This window comes from Streptomyces sp. NPDC001020 (assembly GCF_053599115.1).
The window spans coordinates 23,392-36,068 of sequence record NZ_JBSFLQ010000005.1; the positions used below are offsets into that span (position 1 = coordinate 23,392).

Annotated in this window: 13 protein-coding genes; 6 read left to right on the forward strand and 7 right to left on the reverse strand. The window is 71.0% G+C overall.

Annotated features, from left to right (window positions below):
• Positions 1-14: 14 nt before the first annotated feature.
• Positions 15-605, reverse strand: coding sequence for a TetR/AcrR family transcriptional regulator (locus ACWDEX_RS05715; protein WP_450461929.1), 591 nt, complete (start codon positions 603-605; stop codon positions 15-17).
• Positions 602-2,116 (reverse strand): 3-hydroxyacyl-CoA dehydrogenase, encoded by a 1,515-nt coding sequence (locus tag ACWDEX_RS05720; protein WP_450461930.1) that lies wholly within the window; start codon positions 2,114-2,116, stop codon positions 602-604. Before ACWDEX_RS05720 ends, ACWDEX_RS05715 begins: the two co-directional genes overlap by 4 nt.
• Positions 2,117-2,264: 148 nt before the next feature.
• Here ACWDEX_RS05720 and paaN point away from each other — a divergent pair, with 148 nt between their 5' ends.
• The gene (paaN, locus tag ACWDEX_RS05725; RefSeq protein ID WP_450461931.1) at positions 2,265-3,956 is read left to right on the forward strand and encodes a phenylacetic acid degradation protein PaaN; all 1,692 of its coding nucleotides are present in this window, start codon (positions 2,265-2,267) and stop codon (positions 3,954-3,956) included.
• A 6-nt stretch (positions 3,957-3,962) separates the two neighbouring features.
• On the opposite strand, the gene ACWDEX_RS05730 is transcribed toward paaN, so the two are convergent.
• The 3 genes from ACWDEX_RS05730 to ACWDEX_RS05740 all read right to left on the reverse strand — a co-directional run bounded on the left by ACWDEX_RS05730 (position 3,963) and on the right by ACWDEX_RS05740 (position 6,994).
• Complete coding sequence (locus ACWDEX_RS05730; protein WP_450461932.1) at positions 3,963-4,730, reverse strand: TrmH family RNA methyltransferase; 768 nt, start codon at positions 4,728-4,730, stop codon at positions 3,963-3,965.
• Positions 4,731-4,850: 120 nt separating this feature from the next.
• Positions 4,851-6,074 (reverse strand): HTTM domain-containing protein, encoded by a 1,224-nt coding sequence (locus tag ACWDEX_RS05735; RefSeq protein WP_450461933.1) that lies wholly within the window; start codon positions 6,072-6,074, stop codon positions 4,851-4,853.
• Positions 6,071-6,994 (reverse strand): DUF5819 family protein, encoded by a 924-nt coding sequence (locus ACWDEX_RS05740; RefSeq protein WP_450461934.1) that lies wholly within the window; start codon positions 6,992-6,994, stop codon positions 6,071-6,073. The genes ACWDEX_RS05735 and ACWDEX_RS05740 overlap by 4 nt, the downstream gene beginning before the upstream one ends.
• Before the next feature lie 284 nt (positions 6,995-7,278).
• Between ACWDEX_RS05740 and paaA the strand changes: the two genes are divergently transcribed.
• From paaA to ACWDEX_RS05765, 5 genes are read left to right on the forward strand one after another with little or no spacing between them, the layout of a single operon-like run.
• Positions 7,279-8,331, forward strand: coding sequence for a 1,2-phenylacetyl-CoA epoxidase subunit PaaA (paaA, locus tag ACWDEX_RS05745; RefSeq protein WP_450461935.1), 1,053 nt, complete (start codon positions 7,279-7,281; stop codon positions 8,329-8,331).
• Positions 8,332-8,333: 2 nt separating this feature from the next.
• Positions 8,334-8,621, forward strand: coding sequence for a 1,2-phenylacetyl-CoA epoxidase subunit PaaB (gene paaB, locus ACWDEX_RS05750; protein ID WP_450461937.1), 288 nt, complete (start codon positions 8,334-8,336; stop codon positions 8,619-8,621).
• Positions 8,618-9,337 carry a 1,2-phenylacetyl-CoA epoxidase subunit PaaC gene (gene paaC / locus ACWDEX_RS05755; RefSeq protein ID WP_450461938.1) on the forward strand — a complete coding sequence of 240 codons (720 nt, stop codon included), beginning with the start codon at positions 8,618-8,620 and terminating at the stop codon, positions 9,335-9,337. The genes paaB and paaC overlap by 4 nt, the downstream gene beginning before the upstream one ends.
• Entirely contained in the window at positions 9,331-9,873 is a 543-nt protein-coding gene (gene paaD, locus ACWDEX_RS05760) for a 1,2-phenylacetyl-CoA epoxidase subunit PaaD (RefSeq protein WP_450461939.1), read from the forward strand. Before paaC ends, paaD begins: the two co-directional genes overlap by 7 nt.
• On the forward strand, positions 9,873-10,937 hold the full coding sequence (locus ACWDEX_RS05765) for a 2Fe-2S iron-sulfur cluster-binding protein (protein ID WP_450461940.1): 1,065 nt from the start codon (positions 9,873-9,875) through the stop codon (positions 10,935-10,937). Before paaD ends, ACWDEX_RS05765 begins: the two co-directional genes overlap by 1 nt.
• A gap of 291 nt (positions 10,938-11,228) precedes the next feature.
• Here ACWDEX_RS05765 and ACWDEX_RS05770 read toward each other — a convergent pair whose 3' ends face one another.
• Both ACWDEX_RS05770 and ACWDEX_RS05775 read right to left on the reverse strand, forming a co-directional pair.
• Entirely contained in the window at positions 11,229-11,558 is a 330-nt protein-coding gene (locus tag ACWDEX_RS05770) for a rhodanese-like domain-containing protein (RefSeq protein WP_450462146.1), read from the reverse strand.
• Positions 11,559-11,644: 86 nt separating this feature from the next.
• Positions 11,645-12,529: a hypothetical protein gene (locus ACWDEX_RS05775; protein ID WP_450461941.1), complete on the reverse strand. Its 885-nt coding sequence runs from the start codon at positions 12,527-12,529 to the stop codon at positions 11,645-11,647.
• Positions 12,530-12,677: the final 148 nt, after the last annotated feature.

A 12,677-nucleotide genomic window follows, 5' to 3' on the forward strand; every position in this document is an offset into this window, starting at 1 on the left:
CGGACCGCCCGGCCTCAGCGGTCCCTGTGCAGCCCCGAGAAGACCAGCCGCACGACGGCGTCGGCGACTTCACGCTCGCCCATGCCGCGCCCGTCCGGCCGGTACCACTCCACGATCGAGTTGATCATCCCGAAGACCAGCCGCGTCGCGAGCCTCACCTCCACGTCGCCGCGCACGTCCCCGTCGGCAGCCGCCGCCTTGAGCAGCTCGGCGACCCGGTGGTCGAACTCGCGGCGCCGCTCCAGGGCCCAGCGCTCGGTGCCGGTGTTGCCACGCACGCGCAGCAGCAGCGTCACGTAGGGCAGCTCGGCAGTGAGCACCTCGACCATGCGCCGTACGACGTACTCCAGCCGCTCCACGGCGCGCCCCTCGCGCGCGTGCTGCTCGTCAAGGATCTCGAAGAGGCCGTCCAGTGCCCTGCTGACGGCCCGGCGCAGCAACTCCTCCTTGCCCGCGACGTGGTGGTAGATCGATGACTTGGAGATGCCGGCCGCCCTGGAGAGATGCTCCATGGAGGTGCCGTCGTAGCCGCGCTCGTTGAAGACCTGCACGGCGACCGAGAGCAGGCTCTCCGGGGTGTACGTGTCGCGCTTGGCGGTGGTCATGAGGTGCCCTCCCGCTTCTCCGGTGCGTACGCGTGACGGTAGAGCGCGAGAGATGGCGCGTACCGTCCGCAGGGGTCGCGCAGGTGCAGGTCGTCGAGAACGTCGTAGGCCCAGCTGCGGCCGAGCCTGCGGCTCCATTCGAAGGGGCCGAGGGGGTAGTTGACACCCAGGCGCATCGCGGTGTCGATGTCCTCCTCGGTGGCCACGCCCTTGGCGACGGCGTCGTGCCCCAGGTCGACGATCCGGGCCACCGTACGGGCGACGATCATGCCGGGTACGTCCCCGATGACGCTGACGTCCTTGCCGAGCGCCTGGAAGAGCCCGGTGGCCTCGGCGAGAGTCCCCGGGGAGGTGTCCTGGGAGGCGGACAGGGCGATGCGGGTCGCCCTGCGATAGTCGAGTGCCAGGTCGAAGTAGACGACGTCGCGGAACTCGACGGAGGTCTGCCCGTCGGCGAGGACCAGTTGGCCGCCGCTCGGCAGCACCAGGCGCGTCCCGCGGTCCTCCTCGTCCTCACGCACGGATATGCCCGCTTCGCGGATCAGCGTGAGGAGTTCACCGGCGGGGCCGAGGTCGCCCTCGGCGACGACGTACGCGGGCGCCTGCGCCTTCTCCGCGGTGTGCGGCTCGGGGCGCTCGGCGTCGTCCCCGTACGCGTACCAGCCCTGTCCGGTCTTGCGGCCGAGTCGGCCCGACTCGACCAGCCGCCGCTGGGCGAGCGAGGGCGCGAAGCGCACGTCCTGGAAGAAGGACTGCCACACCGAGTGGGTGACGGACTCGTTGACATCCTGCCCGATCAGGTCGGTCAGCTCGAAGGCGCCCATCCGGAAGCCGCCCGACTCGCGCAGCACCGCGTCGATGGTGGCCGGGTCGGCGGCCTGCGCCTCGTAGACCGCGAACGCCTCGGCGTAGAAGGGCCGTGCGATGCGGTTGACGATGAACCCCGGGGTGTCCGCGCAGGCGACCGGCGTCTTGCCCCAGGCGCGGGCCGTCTCGTACGCGCGCGTGGCCGACGTGACGTCGGTGGCGAACCCGGAGACGACCTCCACGAGCGGCATCAGCGGCGCCGGGTTGAAGAAGTGCAGACCGACGAGGCGGCCGGCGTTGCGCAGGGCACCGCCGATGGCTGTCACGGACAGGGACGAGGTGTTGGTGGCGAGCAGGCAGTCGTCGCCGACGATGTCCTCCAGCTCCCCGAACAGTTGCTGCTTCACCTCGAGGCGCTCCAGGACCGCCTCGACGACGAGCGAGCAGTGCGCGAGCTCGGCCAGGCTTTCGGCCGGCAGCAGGCGGGCACGGGCCGCGTCCCGCTCGGCACCGGTGAGCCGGCCCTTCTCGACGAGCCGGTCGAGACGGGCGCCGATCGCGTCGGTCGCCTCCTGGGCGCGCCCGGGCACGGCGTCGTACAGCCGCACGGGGTGGCCCGCGACCAGCGCGACCTGGGCTATGCCCTGGCCCATGGTGCCGGTGCCGACGACGGCCACGGGGCTGCTGAGGTCGAGTGCTGTCATGTGCGCGATCCTCCCGCACGACGTTTTCCACAGATGCGGCGGACCCCCTTGTCCCGACCGATCGTTCGGTTACTCTAACTCTGTCCGGCTGTTCCTGCCCAGGTCAGAGCTCAAGGGAGAGCTCAACAAGACGAGGAGTTGGTCCCGCATGGCCGCCGAACTCACCGCGCACCAGCTGATCGCCCAGCACCGGCCCACCCTCGACCGGGCACTGGAAGTGATCCGGACACGCGCGTACTGGTCCCCGCACCCCGAACACCCCAAGGCCTACGGCGAGAACGGCAGCCTGGACGCGGCAGCGGGCAAAGCCGCTTTCGACGCCCTCCTGGGCTCCCGTCTGGACCTCGGTCAGCCCGGCACGGACGACTGGACGGGCGGCGAAGTGTCGCCGTACGGAATCGAGCTGGGAATCAGCTACCCCCACGCGGACATCGACGTCCTGCTGCCCGCCATGCGCGCGGGACAGCGGGCGTGGCGGGACGCGGGCGCGGAGACACGCGCGGTGGTGTGCCTGGAGATCCTCAAGCGCATCAGCGACCGGACGCACGAGTTCGCGCACGCGGTCATGCACACCAGCGGCCAGGCCTTCATGATGGCGTTCCAGGCGGGCGGCCCGCACGCACAGGACCGTGGCCTGGAGGCGGTGGCGTACGCGTACGACGAGCAGGTCCGCACGCCCGGCACCGCGGAGTGGACCAAGCCACAGGGCAAGCGCGACCCGCTGGCGCTCACCAAGACGTTCCAGCCTGTCCCACGCGGCATCGCGCTGGTCATCGGCTGCAACACCTTCCCGACGTGGAACGGCTACCCGGGCCTGTTCGCGTCCCTCGCCACGGGCAACGCGGTCCTGGTGAAGCCCCACCCGCGCGCGGTACTGCCGCTCGCGCTCACCGTGCAGGTGGCCCGTCAGGTCCTGGCGGAGGCGGGCTTCGACCCCAACCTGGTGGCGCTGGCCGCCGAGCGCCCCGGCGAGGGCATCGCCAAGACGCTGGCCGTGCGCCCCGAGATCCGGATCATCGACTACACGGGCTCGACGGCGTTCGGCGACTGGCTCGAGACCAATGCCCGCCAAGCCGAGGTGTACACGGAGAAGGCCGGCGTCAACACGGTGATCGTGGAGTCGACCGACGACTACAAGGGGATGCTGTCGAACCTGGCGTTCTCCCTGTCGCTGTACAGCGGCCAGATGTGCACCACCCCGCAGAACCTGCTGATCCCGCGGGACGGCATCTCCACCGACGAGGGCCCCAAGTCGTACGACGAGGTGGTCGCCGATCTCTCGCGGGCGGTCGGCGGCCTGCTGGGCGACGACGCGCGCGCGAACGCGCTGCTCGGCGCGCTCGTGAACCCGGACGTCAAGGCCCGTCTGGATGCGGCGGCCGGGCTCGGCGAAGTCGCGCTGGCCTCACGGGAGGTCACCCACCCGGACTTCCCGAAGGCGGTCGTCCGCACGCCGGTGATCGTGAAGCTCGACGGCGCCAAGCCGGACGCGGAGGCCGCCTACATGAGCGAGTGCTTCGGTCCGGTGTCCTTCGCCGTCGCGGTCGACTCGGCCCGGGACGCGGTGGAGCTGCTGCGGCACACCATCAGGGACAAGGGTGCGATGACCGTCGGCGCGTACACCACCTCCGAAGAGGTCGGGCAGGCCGTCGAGGAGGTCTGCCTGGAGGAGTGTGCCCAGCTCTCGCTCAACCTGACCGGCGGGGTGTACGTCAACCAGACGGCCGCCTTCTCCGACTTCCACGGCTCGGGCGGAAACCCGGCGGCCAACTCGACCCTGTGCGACGGGGCGTTCGTGGCGAACCGCTTCCGGGTGGTGGAGGTGCGCCGGGAGGCGTAGGGCGGCTCAGGCCGGTGCGCCCGCGGTAGCACTCCAGTGGTACAGCGTCATGGCCACACTGGTCGCGAGGTTGTAGCTGGAGACCTGGGGGCGCATCGGCAGCGACACCAGGTGGTCGGTGCGGGCGCGGAGGTCGGCGGACAGGCCGGTGCGCTCGGAGCCGAACGCCAGCACGGCGTCGTCCGGGAGCTTCAGCCCCCGGATGTCGTCGCCCTCCGGGTCCAGCGCGAACACCGGGCCCGGTGGCAGTTCGCCCACGGCCAGCCGCTCCACGGCGGTGGCGAAGTGCAGGCCGGCCCCGCCGCGGACGACCGTGGGATGCCAGGGATCGAGCGTGCCCGTCGTGACGACTCCGGTCGCGCCGAATCCGGCGGCGAGCCGGATCACCGCCCCCGCGTTGCCGAGGTTGCGCGGGTTGTCGAGGACGACGACAGGGGCGGTGCGGGGCGTGCGCCTCAGGGTCTCCAGATTGGCCTCGCGCGAGGGGCGCACGGCCAGAGCGGCGACCCCGGTGGGATGCGGGCGCGGCACGAGGGTGCGGTACGTACCCTCCGGGACCTCGGTCAGGAGCGCGTCCAGGACGTCCCGTACGTCGGGCGCCAGTTCACCGGCCAGGGCGAGCGTGGCCGGCCGGTCGGTGGTGACAGCGACGGGCACGCGCGCGTCGAAGCGCAGCGCGTGCTTGAGCGCGTGGAAGCCGTCGAGCAGGACCGAGGTGTCGGCGAGCCTGCGCCAGATGCTCAGCGGGTCGGTACCGCGGGACGGATCCGTCATGCAGTGCAGCCTACGTGCGCTGCGGGCCGCGAAGCTCACCCACGGTCCTGCGGGAAGGTCTGTGCGGGCCCGCGCTGTACAGGCGCCGCGTGTCTCACGGCAGGCGGCCCGCCGGGAAGCTCATGCCGTGGTGCCCACCTGCGTGGGCCCCGCCGTCTCCTCGGTCGGCGGCTGCTGCCCGCCCGGGCTGCGCGGAGTACGGCGTGCGCGCGCGGCAGCCGCCCGTCCACACGCGCGTGCGGTCCATTCGCCCAGCCGCCGCAGGAAGGACGTCGGCAGGAACACCGCGTCCGCGGCGATCATCGTGAGCGAGAAGAACGGCAGCCCGAGAACCACGGCGATCACCGCGTGCTCGGTCATCAGGAGCGCCAGCAGCACGTTCTTCACCCGCCGGTTGAGCAGGGCGAACGGGAAGGCGACCTGCGCGGCGACCGTCCCGTACGTCACCAACAGCACCATCACGCCGTGCGAGGACAACAGGTCGGACAGGGCGGGCCAGGGCGAGAAGTAGTCGAGGTGGAGCGGGTAGTAGACGGCCGTGCCGTCCTGCCAGCGCGAGCCCTGGATCTTGTACCAGCCGGCAGTCGAGTAGATCAGACACGCCTCGGCCATGATCACCAGCAGGGCGGCGTTGTGGACGAGGTTGGCGACGACGTCCAGCAGTATCCGCGGCTCCGCGTGGGGGGCGCGTCGGACGAGGTACCACCACAGGCCCTGCACGGCCCACAGCCCCCAGAACACCGTCAGCCAGCCGCCGCTCATCCGGCCCGCACCGGTCGCCAGGACCAGCGCGAAGCCGAGCAGAGCCCACAGGGCCGGTCCCACCCGGTCGGGACGGGGCCGCCCGCCCCACGCGTGTTCCGCGTGGGTACGCCGGGTGCGACGCGCGTCCAGCGACCACACCTGCCCGCAGCGCGTGAACACCAGGTAGATCGCCGCCAGATGGATGACGTTGTCGCCACCGTCCCCCATGAAGACGTTGCGGTTCTGCAGCGACAGGACGCCCACCATGAACAGCACGGACATCGTTCGGGTGCGCCAGCCGACCAGCAGCAGGACGCTCGAGAGCAGGGCGAGGAGATACACCGTCTCGAACCACACCCGGCTGTCGGACCACATCAGGACCGTGAAGGCGTGGTTGCCCTCGACGAGCCGCCTGGCCAGGTCCCAGCTCCAGGGGCCGTCGGGTCCGTACATCTCCTGCCGGTGCGGGAACTCCCGCAGCAGGAACAGCAGCCAGGTGGCGGCGAAGCCGATGCGGACGACCGCGGTCTGGTAGGGGCCGAGGGAGGCCTCGGTGACACGGTTGATGCCGTGCGTGACGGAACGAGCGATGCGGTTCATCGGGCACCCGCCCCCGTCCGCACAGCCTCGGGCAGTGACCACCAGGGCAGTTGCCGGTACACCGGCGCGGTGGGGATGTGCTCGTCGCTCCACTTGGGGGGCGGCACGTTGGTGATGCGGCAGCGGACCTGGACGCGGTCGACGGTCTCGCCGTGGCGAAGGGCGGTGCGCTCGCGGCCGAGGCGCAGCACGACAACGCGGCGCAGGTAGCCCTCGGACAGGGCGCCGCGAAGGCCCTGTGGGCGGTTCTCGCCGTCGTGCGAGGCGACGTAGAAGTCCCAGGCGCGGCGCAGTTCGTTCTGCTGGACATGGCTCGGCAGCGGGTTGCCGACTATGGCGGCGCCGTCGAGCGCCGACAGGTCGTACCAGCCGGTCGTCCGCTCACCGCCGTCCCGGGTGAGCACTTCGGCACGGGCCTCGATGTCGACGTTCTGCTGCAAGGGGTTGGGCGCGAACAGCTTCCAGTTCTGCTCGAACTCCGGGTAGACCCAGGTGTCGATCGCCTTGCCGTACTCCTTGGTGACGGTGTTCGCGGGCGCGACGTGCAGGAACACCATCCCGAGATGCACACACGCGACGAGGGCGACAACCGCGAGGGCAAGCGCGGCGACGATCTGGTAGCGCAGGGACAGGGCGGCCATGCCGGTGCGGGGGGCGGGTTCGGGCTCCGGGCCGCCGGTCACCGCGGGAACCGGCCCCCCGGCGCCGTCTGCCCCCAGGGCGGCAGGGACAGGCGCAGGTACGGACGGGACCGACGTGTCCGGGGCGGGATCGCTCCTGTCCCGCGGACCCGCGGCGCCCTCACGGGGCGGACCTCCGGGTACGTCGCTCGCGGCGCCCTCGGGCAGCGGGGACAACGGGTCGCCGGTGGAGCCGTCCGCCTCCCTCCCGGCGCCCGGTCCCTCGTCGTACGCGTCCATCCCGCCCCGTCTCCCGAGCTTCCCGTGACCGGCGCCACCGGCCTGGGTCGCCTGCTGTCTCCGCCGTCGAAAGCACGGGCCGCATCACCCGTTCGCGGCACACCTCGGCGCTCGCACCGGAACGGTACTCAGGACCACCCGCCCCGCACAGCTCGACGAACACGGCGGCCGGCAGCGGCGCGGAGGTTGTCCACAGCGGTTGACACCCTACGCGGCTCGTCCCACCATGGAATCGACCGGACCGAACGATCGGTCGGGAGCAGCGAGTGGTCGAGGGGGACCGCATGGCGACAGCAGCGCACCAAACGGCCCGAGCGGACGGCACGGCAGAGGCCGACACAGCGGTGTACCAGGCTGTCTTCGACGCCGCCGTCGCCGCCGACGAGCGCATCGAACCGCGCGACTGGATGCCCGACGCCTACCGGACCACCCTGATCCGGCAGATCGCTCAGCACGCGCACTCCGAGATCATCGGCATGCAGCCGGAGTCCAACTGGATCACGCGCGCTCCCTCACTGCGCCGCAAGGCGATCCTGATGGCCAAGGTCCAGGACGAGGCGGGCCACGGGTTGTACCTGTACAGCGCCGCGGAAACGCTCGGCACCAGCCGCGAGGAGCTGCTCGACAAGCTGCACGCGGGCCGCCAGAAGTATTCGTCGATCTTCAATTACCCCACGCTGACCTGGGCGGACGTCGGCGCCATCGGCTGGCTGGTGGACGGTGCCGCGATCACCAACCAGGTGCCCCTGTGCCGCTGTTCCTACGGCCCGTACGCGCGCGCGATGGTCCGCGTCTGCAAGGAGGAGTCGTTCCACCAGCGCCAGGGATACGAGCTGCTGATGGCCCTCAGCAAGGGCACGCCGGAGCAGCACGCCATGGCGCAGGACGCAGTGGACCGCTGGTGGTGGCCGTCCCTGATGATGTTCGGTCCGCCGGACGACGAGTCCGCGCACTCCGCGCAGTCGATGGCCTGGAAGATCAAGCGGCACTCGAACGACGACCTGCGCCAGCGCTTCGTCGACATCTGCGTGCCCCAGGCGGAGTCGCTGAACCTCACCCTCCCCGATCCGCAGCTGCGGTGGAACGAGGAACGCGGGCACTACGACTTCGGCCCCATCGACTGGACCGAGTTCCGGGAGGTCCTCAAGGGCAACGGCCCCTGCAACGAGCAGCGGCTGTCCCAGCGCAGGCGGGCGCACGACGAGGGCGCCTGGGTACGGGAGGCTGCCGCGGCGTACGCGGCGAAGCACAACGGCACTAGGGGCGCGGCCGACGGCCAGACCCGCGTGGCCGTCGGAGCGTCGGCGGACAGGGCCGACACGAACGGGGAGGCGTGACGATGACGACCAAGGAATGGCCCCTGTGGGAGGTCTTCGTGCGCTCGCGCCGCGGCCTCTCGCACACCCACGCGGGCAGTCTGCACGCCCCGGACGCGGAGCTGGCGCTGCGCAACGCGCGCGACCTGTACACACGGCGCGGCGAAGGCGTCTCGATCTGGGTCGTGCCATCCGCCGCGATCACCGCGTCCTCACCCGACGAAAAGGACGCGTTCTTCGATCCGGCCGCCGACAAGCCCTACCGGCACCCGACGTTCTACGAGATCCCCGAGGGGGTGAAGCACCTGTGACCGCCACCGTGCACACCGGGGCCGCCCTGGCCCTCGGCGACGATGCCCTGGTGCTCTCGCACCGCCTGGGGGAGTGGGCGGGCCATGCTCCGGTGCTGGAGGAGGAGGTCGCCCTCGCCAACATCGCGCTGGACCTGCTGGGCCAGGCCCGCGTCCTCTTGTCTCTGGCGGGCGACGAGGACGAACTCGCCTACCTCCGCGAGGAACGCGCCTTCCGCAACCTGCAACTGGTCGAACAGCCCAACGGCGATTTCGCCCACACCATAGCCCGCCAGCTGTACTTCTCCACCTACCAGCGGTTGCTCTACGCTCAGCTCGCCGCCGGGGACGGACCGTTCGCGGGCCTCGCGGCCAAAGCGGTCAAGGAGGTCGCCTACCACCAGGACCACGCCGAGCAGTGGACCTTGCGGCTCGGCGACGGCACGGAGCTGAGCCATGAGCGGATGCGCCGCGCATGCGAGGCACTGTGGCGGTTCACAGGAGAGATGTTCCAGCCGGTCGAGGGCGTGGAGGTCGACTGGGCCGGACTGAAGGCCACCTGGCTGGAGACGGTGGGCGACGTACTGCGCCGCGCCACCCTGGAGGTCCCTGAGGGGCCGCAGGCCGGAGCGTGGACCGCGGGCGCCGGACGGCAGGGACTGCACACCGAACCCTTCGGGCGGATGCTCGCGGAGATGCAGCATCTGCACCGCAGTCACCCGGGGGCGTCATGGTGACGGCCACGGCTCTCGAAGAGGAACTGCGTCGGCTCGCCGGCTCCGTCCCCGACCCCGAGCTGCCCGTGATCACTCTGGAGGAGCTGGGCGTCCTGCGGGCCGTCCATGTGCGCGGCACGGATGCGGTGGAGGTCGAGCTGACCCCGACGTACACGGGATGCCCCGCGATCGAGGCGATGTCCCTGGACATCGAGCGGGTGCTGCACCAGCACGGCATACGGGAGGTCGTCGTACGCACGGTGCTCACCCCCGCATGGTCGACGGACGACATCTCCGACGAGGGCCGGCGCAAACTGCAGGAGTTCGGTGTAGCGCCACCACGCCTACGCCACCCGCAGGCGTCCGGGCCGGTGGCGATACAGCTGGGCGCCACACATACGGTCGCCGACTCCCCCGAGCCGGACGGTCCTGTGTGCTGCCCGCACTGCGGGTCCGCCGAGACCGAACTGCTGAGCCGTTTCTCGTCCACCGCGTGCAAGGCCCTGCGCCGCTGTCTGGACTGCCGCGAACCGTTCGACCACTTCAAGGAGCTGTGATGGCCCGGTTCCACCCGCTTCCGGTGGCCGCGGTCGACCGGCTCACCGACGACTCCGTGGCCCTGACCTTCGCCGTGCCGCCCACGCTGCGCGAGGAGTACCGGCACATGCCCGGCCAGCATCTCGCCCTGCGCCGCACCGTCGACGGCACGGAAATACGGCGCACCTACTCCATCTGCTCTCCCGCGCCGGCACCGGACCAGGAGGGTCCGCGCACCCTGCGGGTCGGGGTGCGGCTTGTCGAGGGGGGTGTCTTCTCCTCGTTCGCGCTCAAGGAGGTCGCCGTCGGGGACGAGCTGGAGGTGATGTCCCCGGCAGGACGGTTCACGCTGGAGCCCGCGCCCGGCCTGTACGCGGCCGTGGTGGGCGGCAGCGGAATCACGCCCGTACTGTCGATCGCGGCGACGCTGCTGGCACGGGAACCCCAGGCACGGTTCTGCCTCGTCCGCAGTGACCGAACGTCTGCCTCGACGATGTTCCTGGAAGAGGTCGCCGACCTGAAGGACCGCTTCCCCGACCGTTTCCAGCTGGTCACGGTGCTCTCCCGGGAGGAACAGCAGGCGGGCCTGCCGTCCGGGCGGCTCGACCAGGAGCGACTGTCCGGGTTGCTGCCCACCCTTCTTCCGGTGGAGAGGGTCGCGGGCTGGTTCCTGTGCGGGCCGTTCGGGCTGGTGCAGTCGGCGGAACGGGCACTGCGCGGGCTCGGGGTGCAGCGGACCCTTATCCACGAGGAGATCTTCCACGTGGACGACGGCACCGTGACCACGCCGTCCATACCGTCCCCCGCGCACAGCACGGTGACCGCACGGCTCGACGGGCGTGGCGGAACCTGGCCGGTCGACGACGGCGAGTCACTGCTGGAGACGGTGCTGCGCAACCGGCCCGACGCGCCTTATGCCTGCAAGGGCGGGGTGTGCGGGACCTGCCGCGCCTTCCTGGTTTCCGGGCAGGTACGAATGGACCGCAACTACGCGCTGGAGCCGGAGGAGACCGAGGCGGGTTATGTGCTGGCATGCCAGTCGCATCCGCTCACGGAGACGGTGGAGCTGGACTTCGACCGGTGAGGAGGGTTCTGCGCCGACGGATGCCGGCCGACAGTTCCTTCACTGATCCACCTCGCCCGACCATTCCCCACCAGCATGGTCCAAGCTGACACACCGTCAGCTTCGCGATCAGCCAGGAGGGGAAGGCCGGGCACTTCGCCTCCGGCGAGGGAGCAGCACCGCTGCTGCCGGTCACGGTTCGCTGCCCCTCGGCCCCGCCGCGGCACACGATGAGGCGGTGCGAGACCTGGTAGCGGCGCATCCGCTGGAACGAGCGGGCCGCCCGGTCCGGGGCAAGCCCCCGCGACCGGTCTACAGCACGATGCCCGGCTCGCCCTTGGCGTCCAGGACGGGTCGGCCCTCCGCGGCCCAGACCTGCATGCCACCGTCGACGTTCACCGCCTCGACGCCCTGCTGGACCAGGTACATCGCCACCTGGGCCGAACGGCCACCGGAGCGGCAGATCACATGGACCCGGCCGTCCTGCGGCGCCGCCTGCGTGAACTCGCCGTACCTTTCGACGAATTCACTGATGGGGATGTGCAGCGCTCCCTCGGCGTGACCCGCCTGCCACTCGTCGTCCTCGCGGACATCCAGCAGGAAGTCGCCGTCCTTGAGGTCCGCGACCTCGACCGTGGGCACACCAGCTCCGAAATGCATACTCCGACGCTACCCGACGCGGGCGCTGACGTGCCCGGACCCTGTTGGATCAGGCCGTACACGACATCTCAGCCGCGCAACGCCGCCAACTCGGCTTCCTTCTGCGCGACCTGGGCCAGCAACTGTTCCGCGATCTCCTCCAGGAGACGGTCGGGGTCGTCGGGAGCGAGCCGCAGCATGGAGCCGATCGCGCCCTCCTCCAGCTCACGGGCGAGGAGTGTGAGCATTTCCTTGCGTTGGGCGAGCCATTCGAGGCGGGCGTACAGCTCCTCGCTGCGGCTCGGCCTGCGTTCCTCGGGGACGGGCCCGGCGGCCCATTCCTGGGCGAGCTCCCGCAGCAGGGCCTCGTCACCACGGGCGTAGGCGGCGTTGACCCGGGCGATGAACTCGTCGCGCCGCTTCCGCTCGTCCTCGCCCTGGGCGAGGTCCGGGTGGGCCTTGCGGGCGAGTTCCCGGTAGAGCCTGCGGGCCTCCTCGCTGGGGCGGACGCGCTGCGGGGGCCGTACGGGCAGGTCCGTCAGCATGGCCTGGGCCTCCGGGAACAGACCGTCGGAGTCCATCCAGCCGTGGAACAGTTCCTCGACGCCCGGCATCGGCATGACCTGGGCGCGTGCCTCGTGGGCACGGCGTATGTCCTCGGGATCACCGGTGCGGGCAGCCGTCGCCTCAGCGATCTCCGCCTCCAGTTCGTCGAGGCGTGTGTACATCGGCCCGAGCGTCTGGTGGTGCAGCCGCGAGAAGTTCTCGACCTCGACGCGGAAGGTCTCCAAGGCGATCTCGTACTCGATCAACGCCTGTTCGGCGGCCCGCACGGCCCGCTCCAGCCGCTCCTCCGGACGCGCACCCGCGCCGTCCGCACCGGGGTCGGCTGCTTCACCGGGGCTGCCACTCTCGGCGACCGGCTTCTCGGCAGCGGACACGGACTCGCTCTGCTCGGCTTCGGGCGTCGTCACCAGACCAGCGTATGACACGGCGGGGGCGGTCCACGCTCGCGTGCGGGACAGGGGACAGGGCACGCGTTCCGTACGGTGAGCGGGCCTTCCCCGCGCTCCCAGCCCCTCGCCTCCCCCGCAATGCCCACGCCGCACCACCGTCACCACC

Excerpts from the sequence above, each read along its gene's own strand:
- ACWDEX_RS05715 (WP_450461929.1), bottom strand. The coding sequence starts at position 605 with ATGACCACCGCCAAGCGCGACACGTACACCCCGGAGAGCCTGCTCTCG.
- ACWDEX_RS05720 (WP_450461930.1), bottom strand. The coding sequence starts at position 2,116 with ATGACAGCACTCGACCTCAGCAGCCCCGTGGCCGTCGTCGGCACCGGC.
- paaN (WP_450461931.1), top strand. The coding sequence starts at position 2,265 with ATGGCCGCCGAACTCACCGCGCACCAGCTGATCGCCCAGCACCGGCCC.
- ACWDEX_RS05730 (WP_450461932.1), bottom strand. The coding sequence starts at position 4,730 with ATGACGGATCCGTCCCGCGGTACCGACCCGCTGAGCATCTGGCGCAGG.
- ACWDEX_RS05735 (WP_450461933.1), bottom strand. The coding sequence starts at position 6,074 with ATGAACCGCATCGCTCGTTCCGTCACGCACGGCATCAACCGTGTCACC.
- ACWDEX_RS05740 (WP_450461934.1), bottom strand. The coding sequence starts at position 6,994 with ATGGACGCGTACGACGAGGGACCGGGCGCCGGGAGGGAGGCGGACGGC.
- paaA (WP_450461935.1), top strand. The coding sequence starts at position 7,279 with ATGGCGACAGCAGCGCACCAAACGGCCCGAGCGGACGGCACGGCAGAG.
- paaB (WP_450461937.1), top strand. The coding sequence starts at position 8,334 with ATGACGACCAAGGAATGGCCCCTGTGGGAGGTCTTCGTGCGCTCGCGC.
- paaD (WP_450461939.1), top strand. The coding sequence starts at position 9,331 with ATGGTGACGGCCACGGCTCTCGAAGAGGAACTGCGTCGGCTCGCCGGC.
- ACWDEX_RS05765 (WP_450461940.1), top strand. The coding sequence starts at position 9,873 with ATGGCCCGGTTCCACCCGCTTCCGGTGGCCGCGGTCGACCGGCTCACC.